Source organism: Pedobacter sp. NJ-S-72, from assembly GCF_053890575.1.
The window spans coordinates 1,358,859-1,377,836 of the sequence record NZ_CM132681.1; the positions used below are offsets into that span (position 1 = coordinate 1,358,859).

Annotated in this window: 24 protein-coding genes and 1 pseudogene; 10 read left to right on the top strand and 15 right to left on the bottom strand. The window is 37.0% G+C overall.

Going from position 1 to position 18,978, the window contains the following annotated elements; genetic code table 11:
* Positions 1–137 precede the first annotated feature (137 nt).
* The 3 genes from ACWYN3_RS09025 to ACWYN3_RS09035 are packed head-to-tail and all read right to left on the bottom strand — an operon-like array spanning position 138 to position 1,763.
* Positions 138–590: a hypothetical protein gene (locus ACWYN3_RS09025; RefSeq protein WP_456220853.1), complete on the bottom strand. Its 453-nt coding sequence runs from the start codon at positions 588–590 to the stop codon at positions 138–140.
* A 19-nt stretch (positions 591–609) separates the two neighbouring features.
* Complete coding sequence (locus ACWYN3_RS09030; RefSeq protein WP_456222938.1) at positions 610–816, bottom strand: CatA-like O-acetyltransferase; 207 nt, start codon at positions 814–816, stop codon at positions 610–612.
* 29 nt (positions 817–845) lie between these two features.
* Complete coding sequence (locus tag ACWYN3_RS09035; protein WP_456220854.1) at positions 846–1,763, bottom strand: cation diffusion facilitator family transporter; 918 nt, start codon at positions 1,761–1,763, stop codon at positions 846–848.
* Between the two features lie 75 nt (positions 1,764–1,838).
* Between ACWYN3_RS09035 and ACWYN3_RS09040 the strand changes: the two genes are divergently transcribed.
* On the top strand, positions 1,839–2,057 hold the full coding sequence (locus tag ACWYN3_RS09040) for a hypothetical protein (protein ID WP_456220855.1): 219 nt from the start codon (positions 1,839–1,841) through the stop codon (positions 2,055–2,057).
* A 16-nt stretch (positions 2,058–2,073) separates the two neighbouring features.
* On the opposite strand, the gene ACWYN3_RS09045 is transcribed toward ACWYN3_RS09040, so the two are convergent.
* Genes ACWYN3_RS09045 through ACWYN3_RS09060 form a run of 4 tightly spaced genes read right to left on the bottom strand, consistent with a single transcriptional unit; the run spans position 2,074 to position 4,487 of the window.
* Positions 2,074–3,441, bottom strand: a complete 1,368-nt coding sequence (locus ACWYN3_RS09045) for an MATE family efflux transporter (RefSeq protein WP_456220856.1) — start codon at positions 3,439–3,441, stop codon at positions 2,074–2,076.
* A complete protein-coding gene (locus ACWYN3_RS09050; protein WP_456220857.1) occupies positions 3,395–3,829 on the bottom strand; it encodes a hypothetical protein in 435 nt (144 codons plus the stop codon). The genes ACWYN3_RS09045 and ACWYN3_RS09050 overlap by 47 nt, the downstream gene beginning before the upstream one ends.
* A complete protein-coding gene (locus ACWYN3_RS09055) occupies positions 3,822–4,109 on the bottom strand; it encodes an AlbA family DNA-binding domain-containing protein (RefSeq protein WP_456220858.1) in 288 nt (95 codons plus the stop codon). Before ACWYN3_RS09055 ends, ACWYN3_RS09050 begins: the two co-directional genes overlap by 8 nt.
* A gap of 45 nt (positions 4,110–4,154) precedes the next feature.
* Complete coding sequence (locus tag ACWYN3_RS09060) at positions 4,155–4,487, bottom strand: hypothetical protein (protein ID WP_456222939.1); 333 nt, start codon at positions 4,485–4,487, stop codon at positions 4,155–4,157.
* 261 nt (positions 4,488–4,748) lie between these two features.
* Between ACWYN3_RS09060 and ACWYN3_RS09065 the strand changes: the two genes are divergently transcribed.
* The 9 genes and pseudogenes from ACWYN3_RS09065 (at position 4,749) to ACWYN3_RS09105 (ending at position 12,563) form a co-directional block, all read left to right on the top strand.
* On the top strand, positions 4,749–5,363 hold the full coding sequence (locus ACWYN3_RS09065; RefSeq protein ID WP_456220859.1) for a fasciclin domain-containing protein: 615 nt from the start codon (positions 4,749–4,751) through the stop codon (positions 5,361–5,363).
* Between the two features lie 161 nt (positions 5,364–5,524).
* Positions 5,525–6,421, top strand: a complete 897-nt coding sequence (hemF, locus tag ACWYN3_RS09070) for an oxygen-dependent coproporphyrinogen oxidase (protein WP_456220860.1) — start codon at positions 5,525–5,527, stop codon at positions 6,419–6,421.
* Between the two features lie 98 nt (positions 6,422–6,519).
* Positions 6,520–9,128 (top strand): annotated as a pseudogene (gene gyrA, locus ACWYN3_RS09075) (DNA gyrase subunit A).
* Positions 9,129–9,218: 90 nt separating this feature from the next.
* Positions 9,219–10,070 carry a tetratricopeptide repeat protein gene (locus tag ACWYN3_RS09080; protein WP_456220861.1) on the top strand — a complete coding sequence of 284 codons (852 nt, stop codon included), beginning with the start codon at positions 9,219–9,221 and terminating at the stop codon, positions 10,068–10,070.
* Positions 10,040–10,327: a hypothetical protein gene (locus tag ACWYN3_RS09085; RefSeq protein WP_456220862.1), complete on the top strand. Its 288-nt coding sequence runs from the start codon at positions 10,040–10,042 to the stop codon at positions 10,325–10,327. The genes ACWYN3_RS09080 and ACWYN3_RS09085 overlap by 31 nt, the downstream gene beginning before the upstream one ends.
* A 456-nt stretch (positions 10,328–10,783) precedes the next feature.
* Positions 10,784–11,059, top strand: a complete 276-nt coding sequence (locus ACWYN3_RS09090; RefSeq protein WP_456220863.1) for a hypothetical protein — start codon at positions 10,784–10,786, stop codon at positions 11,057–11,059.
* The gene (locus ACWYN3_RS09095; RefSeq protein WP_456220864.1) at positions 11,037–11,567 is read left to right on the top strand and encodes a hypothetical protein; all 531 of its coding nucleotides are present in this window, start codon (positions 11,037–11,039) and stop codon (positions 11,565–11,567) included. The genes ACWYN3_RS09090 and ACWYN3_RS09095 overlap by 23 nt, the downstream gene beginning before the upstream one ends.
* Positions 11,568–11,851: 284 nt before the next feature.
* Positions 11,852–12,124, top strand: a complete 273-nt coding sequence (locus ACWYN3_RS09100; protein WP_456220865.1) for a hypothetical protein — start codon at positions 11,852–11,854, stop codon at positions 12,122–12,124.
* A gap of 82 nt (positions 12,125–12,206) precedes the next feature.
* Entirely contained in the window at positions 12,207–12,563 is a 357-nt protein-coding gene (locus ACWYN3_RS09105) for a glycosyltransferase (protein WP_456222940.1), read from the top strand.
* Positions 12,564–12,741: 178 nt separating this feature from the next.
* Here ACWYN3_RS09105 and ACWYN3_RS09110 read toward each other — a convergent pair whose 3' ends face one another.
* The 8 genes from ACWYN3_RS09110 to ACWYN3_RS09145 all read right to left on the bottom strand — a co-directional run bounded on the left by ACWYN3_RS09110 (position 12,742) and on the right by ACWYN3_RS09145 (position 18,839).
* Positions 12,742–13,014, bottom strand: a complete 273-nt coding sequence (locus ACWYN3_RS09110) for a prolyl oligopeptidase family serine peptidase (RefSeq protein WP_456220866.1) — start codon at positions 13,012–13,014, stop codon at positions 12,742–12,744.
* A gap of 91 nt (positions 13,015–13,105) precedes the next feature.
* Positions 13,106–13,534: a DPP IV N-terminal domain-containing protein gene (locus tag ACWYN3_RS09115; protein WP_456222941.1), complete on the bottom strand. Its 429-nt coding sequence runs from the start codon at positions 13,532–13,534 to the stop codon at positions 13,106–13,108.
* Complete coding sequence (locus tag ACWYN3_RS09120; protein WP_456220867.1) at positions 13,527–13,661, bottom strand: DPP IV N-terminal domain-containing protein; 135 nt, start codon at positions 13,659–13,661, stop codon at positions 13,527–13,529. Before ACWYN3_RS09120 ends, ACWYN3_RS09115 begins: the two co-directional genes overlap by 8 nt.
* 134 nt (positions 13,662–13,795) lie before the next feature.
* Positions 13,796–14,350, bottom strand: coding sequence for a TonB-dependent receptor domain-containing protein (locus ACWYN3_RS09125; RefSeq protein WP_456220868.1), 555 nt, complete (start codon positions 14,348–14,350; stop codon positions 13,796–13,798).
* A gap of 71 nt (positions 14,351–14,421) precedes the next feature.
* On the bottom strand, positions 14,422–16,041 hold the full coding sequence (locus tag ACWYN3_RS09130) for a TonB-dependent receptor domain-containing protein (RefSeq protein ID WP_456220869.1): 1,620 nt from the start codon (positions 16,039–16,041) through the stop codon (positions 14,422–14,424).
* Entirely contained in the window at positions 15,987–16,694 is a 708-nt protein-coding gene (locus ACWYN3_RS09135) for a carboxypeptidase-like regulatory domain-containing protein (protein WP_456220870.1), read from the bottom strand. Before ACWYN3_RS09135 ends, ACWYN3_RS09130 begins: the two co-directional genes overlap by 55 nt.
* Before the next feature lie 278 nt (positions 16,695–16,972).
* The gene (locus tag ACWYN3_RS09140) at positions 16,973–18,064 is read right to left on the bottom strand and encodes an MFS transporter (protein WP_456220871.1); all 1,092 of its coding nucleotides are present in this window, start codon (positions 18,062–18,064) and stop codon (positions 16,973–16,975) included.
* Between the two features lie 109 nt (positions 18,065–18,173).
* Complete coding sequence (locus ACWYN3_RS09145) at positions 18,174–18,839, bottom strand: HAD family hydrolase (protein WP_456220872.1); 666 nt, start codon at positions 18,837–18,839, stop codon at positions 18,174–18,176.
* Positions 18,840–18,978 lie beyond the last annotated feature (139 nt).

The window sequence follows — 18,978 nt, forward strand, 5'->3', positions numbered from 1 at the left end:
TACAAAAATGACTAATAATTTAATTATAACATTTGTAAAAGGTGTTTTTATTAGTCTGCTATAAAATGCCCAGATAACTAATAAAGCGGGAACTATTAGTAGCCCCAGAAGAAAAAATAGAAATATAGAAGAATAAATCAGATAATAAGGTCTATAAGTTTCATTTTTTCTTTAAGCAACTCTTCTTCGAGCTCTTCGTCACCAGCCTCATATGCCTGCTCTACTTTTTCATATAAGACAGCAAGTTCTTCGTCAACATGCCATCTTTCTGTATAAGGAAATGGTTTGGAAAGGTCAAAGTAGCTATGTGCCGCTTTTTCAGAATTATCGAAATACATCATCTGGCTGTCGACCAATTTATTGACACCGTAAAAAGGGCCTGCTCCACCATTTCCCAACATAGTCAGGAAAGCGACATATTCTTCGGGCAAGCTTACCTGATATACTGATTCAAACTGTTTGACTTCATCAGCTTTAAGTACTGGATTTAATAAATACTCATGATTTTCCGCTCCAAATTGCTCTAATTCAGTATCTGCTTCTTTTAACTGTTTTAACTTGTTTTTTATTCTTTGAATCTGTTCGTGCATATGACTCTTTTAAATCCGTTCATATCCAATCTTTAACTGTACTGGCAAAATCCTGGATATCATTTACCAGCTTGCAGGTATGGTATCCATCAGCAATAGCATGATTTACAAAAACCGAGATTGGAATTAGTGTTTTATTATTTTCAGTGAAATACTCACCAAACCTGATAATTGGAAACAGGAGCGAGGATTCACTATTAGTATTTACTTCTTCCGCGCAAAATATTCTTTATTTTTCAATATTAACCAATAACACTAGAACTTAAACTGTTTAGTATATTGTTCAGGCTGCACGATAATAAAGCGGATCAGCTTAAATTCCTTCCTGATTTCTGACTGAATCTTATCAATTGATTCATTGATCTGATTGGTATCCAGATCTTCTTTAAAGGTTACAATCAGCATCAGCAAAACTTCATCTGGTGACTGATAAGTAGATACTACGGTCAACACTTTTACAACTCCTGGGACCTGTTCCGTTATAGCAATAAGCTTTTCTTTTGAACCAGAAGATATGCCTTCGCCCATTAACAAGCTTCTGCTTTCTCTGGCTAATATCAGCGATACTCCAACTAATAACAGACCAACCAATAATGATGCTATGCCGTCTAATTCCGGCAGGTTGAGCCAGTGATTAAAAAACATACAGATCATTACCGTAAATAGCCCTAAAACGGCTGCACCGTCTTCAAAAAGCACCAGGAAACTAGATGGATCTTTACTCTTTACAATCGCATTCCACCAACTGTCCTGACCTCTTACTTTATTGAATGCTTTGGCTGCAATAACTAATGAAGTACCTTCAAAAACTACACATAATGCAAGTACTACATAATTCCAAGTCGGATCACCAAGAGGTTCTGGGTTTGCAATATGGATAATTCCCTGGTAGATAGAGATTCCTCCACCTAAACCAAAAATCAGAATAGATACAATAAATGAATAGAAATAGAGCTCTTTACCATATCCGAAAGGGCGCAAAGCATCAGCAGGCTTTTTACTTCTTTTTAATCCAAAAAGCAATAAAAGCTGGTTTACTGTATCAACAAGAGAGTGTATCCCTTCTGAAATCATAGAAGCACTATTGCTGAATGCGCCTGCAATAAATTTTGTAATTGCAATCAGCAGGTTTGCTGCCAGTGCACTGTAAATTGAGGCTTTTTGATTAGTCATGTGTTTAACATTCGGTCAAACCACATACCACAAATGTTAATTGATAAATATATTTGATTTACCTTTATGTTGCTTATGAAAATATTATTTATAACCATAATAGTCACAGCAGTTTTTTCTAGCTGTGACAGCAACCCTAAAAAGGGTTACAAAGAAAGCCGTGAAATAATCCCTAACCCTGAAGGGTATCAAAAAGACACATTTAATCAAGTTCCTAAAGATTCAACGTTAACCCTTCAAGACTCTAATCAGGTTTTAGGAACTGATTCAATTCCAAAGCACGAAATTAAATAATCTGACATAACTGAACTTAGCTCTCAATAATAGGAATCAGCATTCTTGTCTTTTTCTGAAATCTGAAAAACAATAACACAGAAGCAGTAAGCAAGCCGAATGTCAAGCCATACCAAATTCCGTTTACCCCCATTTCAAGCTTGATACCCAGCAGATAACCCAATGGAATACCGATAATCCAGTATGCAATAAAAGTAATCACAGTCGGAACATTTACATCGCCCAAACCACGTAAAACACCTAATCCAACTACCTGTGTACCATCAAATAACTGGAAGAAACCAGCAATAATCAACAGCTGAGCAGCAATACTGATTACAGCCATATCCTCGGTATAGATATAAGGTAAAATATGGTTAGCGCAAACAAAAGCAACAGCAGTGATACTCATAAAAACTGCAACGGTATGATAACTCGCTATTGCTGATCTTCTCAAATCAAGGAAGTTCTTTTTACCCAGATTATTACCTGTTTTAATAGTCGCGGCCGATGCGATTCCACTAGCTAGCATGTAGGTTACTGATGCAAGGTTGATAGCCACCTGGTGGGCTGCTTGTTCAACAGCTCCGATTGTACCAATCAGAATCGCTGCACCGCTAAATGCACTAATCTCAAATGAATATTGTAACGCAACAGGGGCACCTATTTTTAAGATCTTGATACTTCTAACCTTATCAATAAGGTTAAACCTGAAGTTCTGTAAATAGATCTTAAAGTTCTTAGAATTAAATACATAAATGCACATGACAGTTGCCATCAATATCCTGTCGACCAATGTACTGATACCAACACCTTTAACACCCATCGGCGCAATTCCAAACATACCTTTCACTAAAATTATCCCAAGGATAACATTGATAACATTTCCCCAGATGGAAATAAACATAGCTTGTTTAGTGAAACCCAGTCCTTCGGCAAACTGTTTGAAAGTCTGAAATATCATCAGAGGAATAATAGAGAAACTCAGGTATCCCAGGTATGGTTTTGCATAGGCAACAACCTCTGGAGACTGCCCCATATGATCAATAGCGAGTAAAGTACCAAAATGCACGAGCAAATACAGAAATATGCCCATAATGATATTAATGAGCAGGCTGTTTGATAATAAACGGCCACATTCCTTATAATTTTTACGTCCGTTTTCTTGTGCTATCAGTGGTGTCAGTCCATAAGATATGCCCATTCCTAAAACCAGGATTAGCATGAAAAGACTATTTACTAAAGAAACTGCTGCTAATTGAATAGTACCAGCAAAATGACCTACAATCACACTATCGGCAAGGTGCACAACGGTATGGCCCAGCTGAGATACCACAATAGGCATCGCCAGTCTAAGATTATCTGAATAGTAAGGCTTGTATTTTGCGTAAAAGGAACTGAACATAACAAATCGGATTGACCTTCAAAGGTACGCCTATTTGGGCGTTGTCATGGTAAAAATATTCTTCTTTTTCGGAAGTATGGGGCTGGATCAGGTCTGCAAGGATAAAACTAACCAGTATTTTTTGTGCTTTCTGATTTGAACTTTTTGTGAGTTTACTAAATTGTTTTAAGGTAATCTGGCCTTCTTCGTCTAAATATTTTAAGAGCTTTTGCTCCTGATCGGTATAGTTAATCAATTGCCCGCTATGTGTATTTTCCTTTTTCAGCACGTCGACAATAATTTTACTGGCCAGTATACTCTTGTCATTTACACGGAAGTATACCCACCATTTTTTATTCTCATCCAATGCATAATGTGGTTTGGTATCACTCTGAGGAATTTTAGCCACCAGAACCACACTTTTTATTATCTATATATATTTCTTCAAATTCCGGTTCAATCGCAGGCTTGCAAAACTGGTGTGCGGATTTGGTAATCATATATCTTTCCTCTTCTTCCGATTTAACGCCTTTGATGCTTCCATCATCGGCCACGCCTATCAATAATTGTCCTCCTTTGTTATTGGCAAATGCAACCAGGCTTTTTGCAATCTTTTCATAGTTATTAATCGTCTTTTTAAAATCCAGTGTTGTTCCTTCTCCTTGTAAAATAAGTTTCCTGATATTCATTTTTAGAGGTTTTAGCAGACATTCTGTTTATAAGATACGGGTAAATTAATATGCTACAGGGCCATTTTCTCCACTGTGCAGGTTTCTGACATAAACTTCGTTCATCACTGTGGCGCAAATCTCGCCATCACTATTTTTAATCTCCATTGGGTAAGCTTTGACGAACTTACCAGTTGTATTCAAGGCTTCTACGGCTTCATTTAACATTTCATCTGTAATCAATATAGTAAAGAACAGGGCAGAGCGTCCTGGTTTCAGATACTGAATGCTTGCGCTTTTCAACCATACTCTTACTTTAAATCCTTCGCGCTGCAAAAGTTGATCGAATAGTAAGGCATAAAAAGGATCTGTGGCGGCATATATTGTTCCGCCGAAAATTGAACCATTATAATTTTATTGAAAAGGCTTTTGTAGATTTTAATGTCGGCTCCCCGGAATCCTTTATGGAATTTTCTGACCCAAATGCGCTGAAATAGAAGTGGGGGGGGTAAAAACACAAACCCCATTTAAGTGTTTTTTCTGATACGATCATGTCGCTTAAATATCAGAAAGATTATTGGAATCTTCATATTAAAAAATCCAATCTCCGCTAAACTCCGTTTATCTATTTACTAAACAGAAAAATAAAATAACAAATTTATGAAAAAGCAAATATTCACAGTTGCAATGGCGCTTGCATTTCTTTCTTTAGCATCAGCTTGCAGTTCATCAAAAACTGGATCTGCTACGGATACGGTATCTAAAATGTCAGATACAAGCAGTAAAATGTCCAGTATGACTGATACTTCAAAAATGCATACTCAAGAAGGCGTGATGGTTGGCGGGGCATTAATGGTACCAACAAAAAATATTGTTGAAAATGCTGTAGAGTCTAAAGAGCATACTACACTGATAGCCGCTGTTAAAGCCGCTGTTTTAGCAGAAACTTTAAGTGGAAAAGGCCCTTTTACTGTTTTCGCACCTACAAATGAGGCATTTGACAAATTACCTGCCGGAACAGTTGAGAAATTGCTTAAACCGGAAATGAAAAAAGATCTGGCAGGCGTTTTAACATACCATGTGATTGCGGGTAATTATAAAGCTGCTGATTTGAAAGATGGCCTGGAGCTGGCTACTGTTCAGGGACAGAAAGTTAAGTTCACTAAAAAAGACGGTCAATGGTATATTAATGATGCTAAAATCACAATCACTGATGCTGTTTCAAGCAATGGTGTAACTCATGTAATTGACGGTGTTTTAATGCCGAAAAAATAAGGATAATCCTAGGTAGTTAATTTTTCTTTGGGGCTTTGCTGATTGATCGGCAAAGCCTTTTTCATAAAGGAAATACATGAAAAACATATACATAATGTACAACTATAGTTGTACATTATGTATATTAAAATCTAACTTTGGTGCCATATATTCACGGAACAATGTTAAAAGATAAAGTTGTAGAAGCGTATAAGAAGATCCAGGATCAAATCAGTCAGACCCTGGCTATCGCCGATGGCAAAGGGGACTTCGAAGAAGAAATCTGGACCAGAGAGGGTGGAGGTGGTGGCCGTACGCGTGTTTTTCAAAATGGAAATGTAATAGAAAAAGGAGGGGTTAACTTCTCTGCTGTATATGGTAAATTACCGGAAGCGGTAAAAAAGGCTTTCAAAGTTGATAATGACGAGTTTTTCGCTACTGGTGTATCTATCGTGATTCATCCTTCGAATCCTTTTGTACCTATTATACATATGAATATCCGTTATTTCGAAATGGATGAGCAAACGAGATGGTTTGGCGGTGGTATAGATTTAACACCTCATTATGTAATTGATAATGATGTTAAATATTTCCATAACCTGCTTAAGCAAACCTGCGATGAGTTTGATTCATCCTTCTATCTGAAATTTAAAAAACAGGCGGATGATGATTATTTCTTTATTAAACACAGAGAAGAAACCCGTGGAGTAGGCGGGATCTTTTATGACAGGCTGAAACCTGAAAATACCGGTCTGGACTGGCTTCAATTGTTCAATTTTTCTCTGGCAGTGGGAAATTCTTTCCTTCCGGCATACACCGAACTGATTGAAAGGAACAGAAACACCCCATTTACAGCTGCTGAACAAGAGTGGCAATACGTAAGAAGAAGCCGTTATGCGGAGTTTAATTTAGTCTATGATTCGGGTACAAAGTTCGGTTTGGAGACAAATGGAAGGATCGAATCTATCTTAATGAGCTTACCACCAATGGCAAAGTGGATATATAACCACCAGCCAGCAGAAAACAGCCCAGAGGCTGCAACTCTGAGTAAGTTAATAAAAGGTATAGACTGGGCTTAATTTTTTTCCACAATGCGCTTAAACAGCAATATTTTCTTAAATTCGCAAGGTTATAACATTACCTTATTTAAATCGTTTTTAACGAACATCAATATTTTATGGCAGAAGATTTAGAAAATCAGGAAAACGACAAAATTATAAAAATTGATATTGACGAGCAGATGAAGTCTGCCTACATCGATTATTCGATGTCTGTTATTGTATCAAGGGCGTTACCTGATGTACGCGATGGATTAAAACCGGTACACCGTCGTGTACTTTACGGGATGCTTGATCTTGGTTTGGCTAACAATAAGCCTTACAAGAAGTCAGCCCGTATTGTAGGAGAAGTACTGGGTAAGTATCACCCGCATGGTGACTCATCAGTATATATGACTATGGTTCGTATGGCACAGCCATGGAGCTTACGTTATTTACTGGTAGAAGGTCAGGGTAACTATGGTTCGATTGATGGTGACTCTCCGGCAGCAATGCGTTATACGGAAGCCCGATTCCAGAAAATCGCTGAGGACATGCTTGCGGATATCAATAAAGATACTGTTGATTTCCAGTTGAACTTTGATGACTCTTTAAAAGAACCAACAGTTCTTCCGGCAAAAGTACCAAACCTTTTAATTAACGGTTCTTCGGGTATTGCGGTAGGTATGGCAACTAATATGCCTCCTCACAATATTACGGAAGTAATCAACGCGACTATCGCATACATTGAAAATACAGAAATTACTATCCCTGAATTAATGAAATTCGTAAAGGGCCCGGATTTTCCTACTGGTGCAATCATTTACGGATATAATGGCGTTTCGGATGCTTTCGAAACTGGTAGAGGACGTATTGTTATGCGCGCCAAAGCTGAGATCGAAACTGTAAAAGACCGTGAAACTATTATCGTTACTGAAATTCCTTACCAGGTGAACAAATCAATGATGATTGAGCGTACTGCTGAATTAGTCGGAGAGAAAAAACTTGAAGGTATCTCTAATATTAAGGATGAGTCAAACAAGGATGGTATCCGTATCGTTTATGAAATTAAGCGTGACGCGAATGCTTCAATTGTATTGAATAACCTTTTCAAACAAACTGCATTAAAACTTCATTCAGTGTAAATAACATCGCTTTAGTAAATGGCAGACCTCAGATGCTGAATCTGAAAGATCTGATCAGACACTTTGTTGATCACAGACATGATGTTGTTGTACGCCGTACTAAATTTGAATTGGATGAAGCACAGAAACGTGCACACATTCTTGAAGGTTTATTAATTGCTTTAGATCATTTAGATGAAGTAATTAAATTAATCAGAGCTTCAAATACTCCGGAAGAAGCCAGAACGGGCTTAATGGAGCAGTTTGGTTTAAGTGATATTCAGGCTAGAGCTATTCTGGATATGACTTTACGTCGTTTAACAGGTCTGGAAAGAGACAAGATTAAAGACGAATTTAATGAGTTAATGAAAACGATTGAATACTTGCAATCTATTTTGAATGACGAAGGTCTTAGAATGCAGATCATCAAGGATGAATTAGCTGAAATGCTTGAGAAATACGGTGATGAACGTAGAACTACTATTGTTCACTCTGCCGAAGATATATGAGCATGGAAGACTTTATCGAAGATGAAGAAGTTGTGATCACAATCTCTCATGAAGGTTATATCAAACGTACTCCTGCAACTGAATACCGTACACAAGCAAGAGGCGGTAAAGGTTCTAAAGGAAGTGATTCAAGAAATGAAGATTTCATTGAGCATTTACTGATTGCTTCTAACCATAATTACATGCTGTTCTTTACAGAAACTGGTCGTTGTTTCTGGTTAAGAGTTTATGAAATCCCGGAAGGTTCAAGACTAAGCAAAGGAAGAGCAATCCAGAACATTATCAATATTCCTAAAGAAGAGAAGATCAAGGCCTATATTAAAGTTAAGAATCTGAAAGATCAGGAATACCTGGAGAACAACTATATTATCATGTGTACCAAAAAAGGAACGATTAAGAAAACTTCTCTGGAAGCTTATTCAAGACCTAGGGTAAATGGTATCAATGCAATTAATATCAATGAAGGTGACCAGTTACTGGAAGCAAGTTTAACCAGCGGATCAAGTGAAATCATCATGGCATTACGTTCTGGACGTGCTATCAGGTTCAATGAAGCCACTGTTAGACCAATGGGGAGAACTGCTACTGGTGTAAGAGGTGTTACTTTAGGTCATGCTGAAGATGAAGTTGTTGGCATGATTGCTGTTGATGATCCATCAGCAACAGTAATGGTAGTTTCTGAAAAAGGTTACGGTAAACGTACTAATGTTGAAGATTACCGCGTTACTAACCGTGGTGGTAAAGGTGTTAAGACTATTACTATCACAGAGAAAACTGGTGATCTGATCGCTATTAAAGCAGTAACTGACGCTGATGATTTAATGATTATCAATAAATCAGGAATCGTTATCAGAATTGTACTTAGTCAGCTTAGGGTTATTGGAAGAGCAACTCAGGGTGTTCGTCTGATTAACCTAAAAGGTAATGACTCTATTGCATCTGTTGCGAAGATTGAACATGAGGATGATCCTGAAGAAGAAGTTTCTGAAGAGTTTCTGAAGATCTTTAATTATAGATCCTACTGATGTTCTTCCGGAAGAGGCAGGTGCTGAAGAAGAGGAAGAAGCAGATGAGGAAACTGAGGAGGATGATACTGACGAAACAGAAGAAAACTAATTATAAATTAAAAAACAGACCCAATAAGCCCTGCAGTTTAAACATACGTTCATTCTGTAGGGTTTATGTTCATTAAAACCAATTTACAATATGAAAAAAGTAGTTTTAAGTATGATTTTAATAGGTGCTGCCACCTATGCGAATGCTCAAAAAAGTGAAGTTTCAAAAGCTAAAAACACTTGGGCATTAGCGAGTTTATCTAACAATAAACCTCTGGATGTAACATTAAAATCTCTTGAAGAAGGATTAAAATCTACCGATAATGCAATTGCAAACGAAAAATCTAAAGATATGCCTGATGCATGGTCTTACAGAGCATTATTTGCATCAAAAATTTCATTTATAGATTCTTTGAACGTAGCTAATGCAATTGCTAAAGATAAAATTGCTGAAGAAGCAATTGCAATTGCTAAAGCAAAAGAACTAGATACCAAAGGTGCAGAAAAAGAAAACATTAAGGAAGCTGAGCAAACTTTATCAAATGCTTTGAGAAACAGAGCAATTTTTGCTTACAATAAAAAAGATTACAAATCTGCTCTTCAGTTTTTCAATGACGTAACGGCTAAAAATCCTCAGGATACTTCAACTTTTGTAAATGCAGGTGTTACTGCTAAACAAATTCCTGATTATCCTGAAATGGTTAAAAACTTCAAAAAAGCCATTGATTTAGGTTCTAAAGATTCTGAATCTTTATACAGCGAAATCATTTCTACGACTTTCTCTACCGTGAAAGATACTGTTGCTGGTTCAGCACTATTAGAAGCTGCTATTGCAAAATATCCTGAAAACCCTTATTTCTCTGGTATGCAAACTGACCTGTACATTAAACAAGGTAATATCGCAAAATCTCAGGAGTCTTTGAATAAACTAATTGCTAAAGACGGTAAAAATGCTTCATACCAATATATGCTATGGGCGATACTTACTACAAACAAGCATTAGATTTACAAGGAAAAAGAAATAAGATTGATGCTAAAAAGAAAAAGGAATTTGATGAAATCACTGCTAAAATGAAAGGTTTCATTGACCAGGCATTACCTTACTACAAAAAAGCATACGAACTTGATCCTAAAATGATCTCTGCTTTAGAGAACTTAAAAGTTATTTATGCTTTTAAAGATGATAAAGTAAATTATGAGGCTACTAAGAAATTATTGGATGCACAAAATGGAGCACCTGCTGCAGCACCAAAAAAATAATTCTTAATCAATTGATATTAAAAGAGGGATAAATTTTATCCCTCTTTTTTTTTGTATAAATTTGCAGCTAAGCCCAATGAAGCATATGATGAAGAAACGATATATATTTGCAGTTACTATTTTGATGGTTAGTTCAACTTCAGCGTTCTCCCAAAAAACACAACTATACATTGCCAGAAATAGTGTCGGAAAACTTCAGGCGGCAAATCAAAAATAAGCAAGCAAGACCAGAAAACGCAGCTCGCTATACTAGGAGAGGGGATCAAAGCAGCTGAGGCCGCCGAAAAGGATAGAGAGACCAGAAAATGGCCGGAAACCTGGGCAATTAAATCTTATCTGAGTTCATATATAGCGATTATTGATCCTAGTCAGGATAATTCTGATAAATATTATGATCTGGCAATCAATGCAATTGATTCTGCTAAAAGATTTGACAAATTTGAAGATAATACGGGTTTGATAACTGCCTCAAACTATAATGTAAATATTAAAAAACAGCAAAAAGGAAAATCTGCTTATCAAGCTAAAGATTTTGGAGCAGCATTTAAATACTTAAAAGAAGTTAGTGATTTTTTTCCTAAGGATACAGTTCTTGCTGTAAATGCAGCATTAAGTGCTGAAGGTATCAAAAATGAAGATGAAGCATTAAACTATTTTAAACGTGCTAAAGATAATGGTATTGCGAATCCAGTTGTGTTTCAACGTATGTATGTCAGAAATTTACAAACGTAAACTGGATAATGAGCTTGCACTGAAAATCATTCAGGAAGGTCTGATTAAAAACCCATACAACGACTTGCTAAATAATGATTATATAAACTTGTTATTGGATACGGAGAAATACACCGAAGCCAGACAGGTTATTGAAAATACTTTAAAAGTAGAAACAAGAAGCAAATTGTTGTATTTTCTGTATGGTTACCTACATCAGAAAAACACGAATATGGGTACAGCAGAACTAGCTTATAATAAAGCTTTAGATATTGACCGTAATTATTTTGATGCGTTGTATCAGTTAGGCCTTGTTTATATTAACCTGAGCAATGACGCGTTAAATCCTTCTAAGAAAGATATTCCAGCATTTACTTCTAATCTGAATCGAGCAGAAGTGATTTTAGCACAAGCGCATAAGGTTAATCGCAAAGACAAACCAACGATCAATTTATTAATTGAAATTTATACGCGTAAAAATAGATTTGACAGAGCTCAGGAATTGAAAGCTCAGTTAGAGGAGTTTTAGTAATCAACCATATCATAAAAAAGGCCTCAGTATTTACAGAATCATGTAAATACTGAGGCCTTTTTTATGATATGGTTTTTCGGCTATGATCTGGGTAGCGTACAAACTTATAAAATCATAAAAACTAATAATGAAGCATTTGGGAGGTGATAAAGAGAGATATTGCATAACTATACTTAACATAATGTTAATTATATTACATAATATAAAAAGAGAATGATATACGAAATCTTGTTTATATATGAGGTTTCTTTTTGATTATTTATTTATTACCTTTGACGACAATGTTAAAAACACTAAAGAAGATTGCGAGAAGGATTATTAACAAGCCTGACAAAGATTATGAAGTAATGCCTATTACAGGAGGAAATGCTTTTAACTGGAAACATCTTGAAGATCAGCGTTTATACACGGACAATAATTATGCTATTGAGTTTCTTGAAGATAATGAGAATTTCGACCGCCAAATACCCTGTTGTAGAAAAAAACTATTTATCACTGTTACTGGTATGGAAATATTGGACGTAAACAGGCGTTTTCAATTAAATCGTTTTTAAGTACTCAAAACTTAGCTAAATGCAGAGTAATTCTGTGGCTGGATGCTGATAATGGATATTTAAACCATGAAAACAACCCTAGATAAAGAATACCCCCTGGGAAAATAAAAAGAAACTTGTAAACGAACCTGAAAATCTGGCTAAGCGATCAGACGCTTTTAGATTTTTAGTGCTTTATAAATATGGAGGCTTATATTTCGATTTAGATGTCATGTTTCTTAAAGATTTTGGTGGTTTACTAGATTCTGAATTCTGCTATGCATGGGAAACTCAACCTTATGCTAATAGTGCAATACTCAATCTAAAAAGAAAAAGTGATCTCTGTAACTATATATTAAATAAAGGTATTAAAAAGCGTACCGTGCTGCCCTGGATTATTCTGAATTATTCAGATCTTCTTTTACAAGAACTTAAACGTTCTTCCCTGTGCATTTTTTGATCCGGTTTGGCAAGGTATAAAACCTGAAAAATATCCAATAAATGATTTTCCGGAATTCTTTAAGCAATTTGATAGTGAGTTTACAAATCATCTAAACATACAATCGTATAAGGACTTTTTCCCTGGTTGTTATGCTTATCACTGGCATAATCAATGGAAAGCGACTGAACATGAAGATTCACTTTTCGGGATTTTCGAGGATGAATTTAATAAGCAATTGAACATTTGTTCTATTTCTTTTTCCATTTCCACTATATCTACCCAACATCGCTGCTGTAGACATAAAACCACCTCCCGAATGCCCGGTAATCCCTACCCTGCTGATATCAATAAATTTATTTCTGTCTGCCAATTGCACTATAGCAGCCTTTTTATCGGCTAACCCATAATCACGCAGATTTCCATAGCCATAAGTGTGGTACCATTTAGATCTTGCAGGATTTACCACCACGATTACCAACAGTAATGACCATGTAACCAAACTGTGCCAGACGATCTACTCTATCCATACTTTTCGTAAATGTTTTATTTACAGCTTCTGTTTACGGACTTGGGTAAACATATTCAATGATTGGATATGTTTTGGTCTGATCAAAATCAAAAGGCTTGTACATTACACCATAAATATCAGTTATGCCATCATCTGCTTTAACAGTAAATGGTTCAGGGAATTTATATCCTGTAGCCATCAATAAGGTAAGATTAGTAGTCTCCAGATCCATGATCACCTGGCCATTGTTATCTTTCACTATTGCTTTGGGTGCAGTATTTACTCTTGAAGAATTATCTACAAAGAATTTAGCTTCGTCATTCATACTGATTGCATGATCAAAATTTCCGGCATTCAGCAGCTTAATTCCTGAACCATCAAAATTAATACGGTACAAATGCAAATAATAAGGGTTTTCATTATTTTCTCTACCATTGGCGGTAAAATAAAGTACCCGATTTTTTTGATCTGCATTAACGATATCTCACACAATGGAAAGCACCTTTTGTGATTTGATTTTTTAGCTTTCCAGCAGCATCAAACAGATAAAAATGTCCCCATCCATCACGTTCAGACCAGTATATAATTTCTTTTCCATCATTGATCAATCCTGGACGATTAGTTTCCAGATAGGGTATTAAAACGTTCCTCAATCAAAGTCGTAACTGTTTCATTATAAATATCTATTGCACATAGATCCACTCTTTTCAAATCCCTGCTTTTGCGCGAAAAATAAATCTAACTATGGATTAAATGCGTAAGCCACGTAATAAATTGCACCGACTGCCGGATTTCCATAAGAAGTGAAATTATACTTGTTCAGAACATTTGAACCTCCGATTTTGATTATAGAATTTACAGAAGGGATTTTAAAGTTAACCTGAGCATCCAAAGAACCAAATGCAGGTACATCTCCGGAAGCAAAAGAAGAATTCCAGTAAAATTTACCCTGCCAGCGATAGTTAACATTGAAACCAACATTCTTAATCAGCTCTTTTTTGCCTATACCCAGGTTATAACGAACCTTCGGAGTATTAAAATCATTAACGTAATTATCCGGAATATCTCCAATGTTATTATAAGAGATATTGCCGCTCAAAGTATAATTTGCAAGTAAATAATCGATACCCAAAGCTGCTCCATAAGAAGTCACTTTTCCTTTCGCATTAACAGGAACCCCGAATTTTGTAAAAGTCGATCCTTTAGGATCTTTCTGATAAACATCTACTGCTGTGATGAAATCTTTGTATATATTATAATAAGCATAGGCATCAATCAGGAATTTTGGTCCTAACAACCCTCTATACCCAATTTCATAGGCTTGTACACTTTCAGGACGAACTCCCTTCGGATCAAAATTGTAAGCTTTTAATAAACTGGGGTCGGGGGTCCCCCTCCTGCTGCAGAATTAAGAAAAGCCCGGTAGCTTATATCAGTATATGCCGGGTTTGCATATAAGCTGTATTTGTCAAGAATTTGTGGTATCCCACCAATTAATCTTTGTGAACCACCACCTACCGATAAATCTATGTATTGATTCTGAGTAGTTGGGTTCCGGTATCCCGTTTGATAGGAAACACGAATGTTATTATTTTTAGCGACAGTATAGACACCTGTTATTCTAGGCGTAAAACGACCGTCGAAATTAGTACTCTTATCATAACGTCCAGAAACTGTCAGTTTGAATTTATCATCAAAAAACTTTTTACCCAGCTGTGCAAAGCTGCCGTATTCTTTGATATCAATTTTATCAACCAAATCATTAAAGATAGTTCCGTTTGATCTCAACTGATATAAACGATAAGATGTACCCAATTGAAATTCAACGACGTTATTAAACAAATTACTGAAATTATACATTCCCTCGTAGTGATATAAGTTTGTTTTGTCGTCGAATTTCGCTCCATAAATACTCTTGCTGAAATCACTTCCCGAAATCGTTGTATTCAATATCTGGTTTTTAGCAGTTTCGAATTGTGGAGAGCCCTGAACAAATCTGCCTTGATCGGCCGCTGCCCTTGCTGCTGCATAAGCAGCGGCATCTGTCGCACCCAGAGATTTTGCCCCTATATAATTTCCTACATACTGAGGAAACCAATCCGTAGATTTTTTAGAAGTCTCATTGATATAACTTCCCAGAATAGAAGCAATATAAGAATCTCCGGAACGCTCTTGTGTGGTATAACCTCTGAGAAAGAAGTCCTGTCCTTTCAATTCCAGTTTATACTGACCAATGCTGAAATTTCGCAGAGAGTAACGATCAGATCCTGTATACACCGAAGTGCCGGTACCCCAATATACTTGTGCAATAGCCTCAATAGTTTTTGTAAAGCGGTAATTTGCCGAACCGGATACCTTGAGCGACTGTGTCTTATAATCTACCAGTGAACTTTCTTCATAACCTGTTCGCGACACATTCTGATTGGGAAGCAAACCCGGTGTATTGAGTCCGGCATAAAAAGGTCTCATGGTTGTATTCGTTCTTAGAAATCCATTTAGTGCATTTAACCTATTAGGATCCGACTTAAACCCATCAATCTGCGCAGCAGTAGGTGGAGCTGCCAAACCAAGTGCACCTTGAATAAAACCAGAAGTTCCCGCATTAAGTACAGATTGAGCTACATTACGCATGTTCTGACTCACTTCATCACCATATACATTGATCCCATCATAATTTGGATCTGAGCTTCTGTCTCCGGATTTCCCTTTTCTTGAAGCACGGTCAAAATTGGAGAAATTATCTGCCTGCCAGTCTTGTGCCTGAAGAAATGAAAAAGTTCCCTTGATCGCAAATTTATTATTCCAGGCTTTCGCAAGGCGGACATCCAGTTGATTATAAGGCTGTACACCCGTGTTATTATCATTGACATGATTAATCCCGGTCTTAAACTGGAAACTTGGCCCCTGATAATCAAATGGACTTTTAGAAGTCATCAGCATCGTACCATTAATCCCGCCGGCACCATAAAGTGCAGATGATGCATGCACCCGGCAATAATTAATTCGACATTGTCTAAATCCAGGTCATTGATCCCAACGATATTACCTACGGCAAAATTCAGTCCTGGTGCCTGGTTATCCATTCCGTCAACAAATTGATTAAACCTGGTATTACCATTTGAGTTAAACCCTCTGGTGTTGACCGATTTAAAAGTCAAACTCTGCGTACTGACCTCAACACCTTTCATATTATTCAATGCATCATAAAATGAGGGTGCAGCTATTTCTTTTATGGTATTCTGACCCATTCTTTCTATGGAAACCGGAGATTCCAATATCCTTTCCGGAGTTCTTGAAGCCGAAATAACAACTTCCTGACCTAGAATACCAGCCTGTTCCAGTTCTACATCCAGGCTGGCAGTATTACCTGTGATCAGTTTCTCAACTGAAGTATAACCAAGGAAGGAAATAACAAGGGTAAATGGAGCCTTTTCTGAAGTGCTGAACGCGTACTTTCCATTTTGATTTGTGGTTGTCCCGACGGTTTTTCCTTTAACGGTAATCCCTGCTCCGGGGATCGGTTCCCGGCTTAGCTTGTCTATAACAGAACCGCTAATAACGATACTTTGAGCTTGCCCATACCCAACTGTAAAACAGAGCATTACAAGCAAAAACATTTGTTTTGTAAATCTTTTCATCATACGTTAATTTATTATTTGGTTTACACTAACTTAAATTTAACATAATTAAATGAAACATTATAATGCATAAAGTCTCAATTATTTGAGATGAAAAAATATTAATTATTATCCGCTAACGTATAATTTATTAAGGAAATGAACAATTAAACAGATACAGACTGCGGATTGAAATAAGGACGGTGGCGCCCCTCCTCTATTTTCAGTATGTATTCATTCAGGATTTCAATAAAAATCTTAAAACCAGTCAGTTAGCCAACAACAAACTAGTGTTAATTTAACTAACCAACTGGTTTAAAGCTCATTGACCCCGATATTTTTGGCGTTTTAAACCATCTTTTTAATCTGGGAAGCAAGAAATGTCGTTCCCAGCCAAGCACTGCAATTAATAAAAATGACCAGCGGAGATTAGTCGCCTGTGCAATAAAACCAATCATTGGCGGTCCAATCAGGAAACCGAGAAAACCAACCGTGGAGACAGCTGCTATGGCTATTCCCGGTGGTAATGTTTTAGATTTCCCCGCAAGTGCAAGTACCAGTGGGACTACGGACGAGACACCAATCCCTACCAGTAGAAAACCTATTGTAGCCGTGTAGATATTTGGAAACATCACCGCCAGCAAAAGCCCGCCTGTACTAACGATACCGCTGCATTGTAATATCCGGCTAATTCCAAACCGGGTCACAAACCGGTCGGCAGCAAAACGCCCGCCCGCCATTGTAGCCATAAAAGCAATAGAGCCCATCGTTGTTAAAGCTTCTGGTACAGTCACTACTGTTTTAAAATAAACGCCACTCCAATCAAACATAGTTCCCTCAGTAATCAAACTCGCAAAGGCGATAAAGCCCAATTTGAGAATATTACTGTCTGGTTTGGCAAATAAAGGCTGTGATTCTGATACTCCGTCCTCCCGCAACAAATACCGCCACGAATAAATAACCAATATCCAGCAGAGTATCCCCACAAGAGTAAAATGTACCCAGAAAGACCATTTTAAAGCTATGGCTAAAGTGCCAATTGCCACACCAGTAAAACCTGCCAGACTCCATAATCCATGAAAAGAGGCCATAATTGATCGTTTATACAACTCCTCTATCCCCACCGCCTGTGTATTCATCGCGATCTCAAAAACATTGTTTAAGAACCCAAATAGAAACAGGACAATCACGAGCTGCCAGATATGAGCAGTCAATCCAATCATACAAAGCATGAATGGAAATAGCAGACCAGCTGCAATCAGAACTTTACGGCTCGTAAACCTGGTTACCATCCATCCGGATATAGGCAAACTGATCATCAAACCTATTGGTAAGGCGAACAATACACTTCCAAGTTCCGCGTCATTTAACGTATAGAAAAGATTTAATATCATGAATACGGCATGCCCAGCTGGAATAAGTCAGGCCAGCAATAAAAAAGAAGATACTGGTAGCAATACGATGTGATCGTTTTTTATCAATAGATAACATACAATGTTTGTTTTATGCCAGGTGCAAGTGCAATTCGTCGTAATCTGCAATCTTGACGATGTCTGCCAGATCTTCTAATTTCTTGTTTTCAATTCCAATAAATTGTATACCTAGTTGTTGTGTAGCCTGATAATCCCATTTACCATCTCCAACATAAATAATTTCGGATAAAGGCATATCAATCTGATGCAATTTATTCATCTTCAGTATGGTGTTCCCTATAATGTCACGTCTGGCCCTTGCATCCTGCGCAAACGATGCGGCTGCACATGCAGCAGTTGTTATACCAGCACAACTCAGTTTAAATAGGGCTGATTCTCTCCAGCCACCAGTGGCCAGACCGACACTGATTCCTTCCTGTCCGCATAAGGCATTCAATATTTTACCCGCTTTGGGTATTTCTTTCATGCAGTCGTTTCGCTCTCTATAAGCTTCTTTTAACAATGTACAGAAATTATAAATAAAACGTTCTCTTTCTTCTTCCGTATAGGTACGCTGTTCGCGCTCCATAAATAACTGATGAATAATACCAGAATCTGTTGTGTTTTCATAATGTCCATAATCTGTCTCAAAACCACTGAAGTTAAAAGTGTTTTCTAATGCTTTTGTAAAACAGTGATCATCTACTTCAGTTGTATCTGTCAATGTTCCGTCTATATCAAAAATGATGTATCTCATGGGTGTATTTTAATTGGGTCAGGTATTAATAAACAAAATTACTCTTAACATCTTCCTAGATTCTGATGACCGATTTAAGGCTCGAAATGTTATTACTTCGCTCACGTTTAATAACATCACAGCCCAGATCCCTAATTGC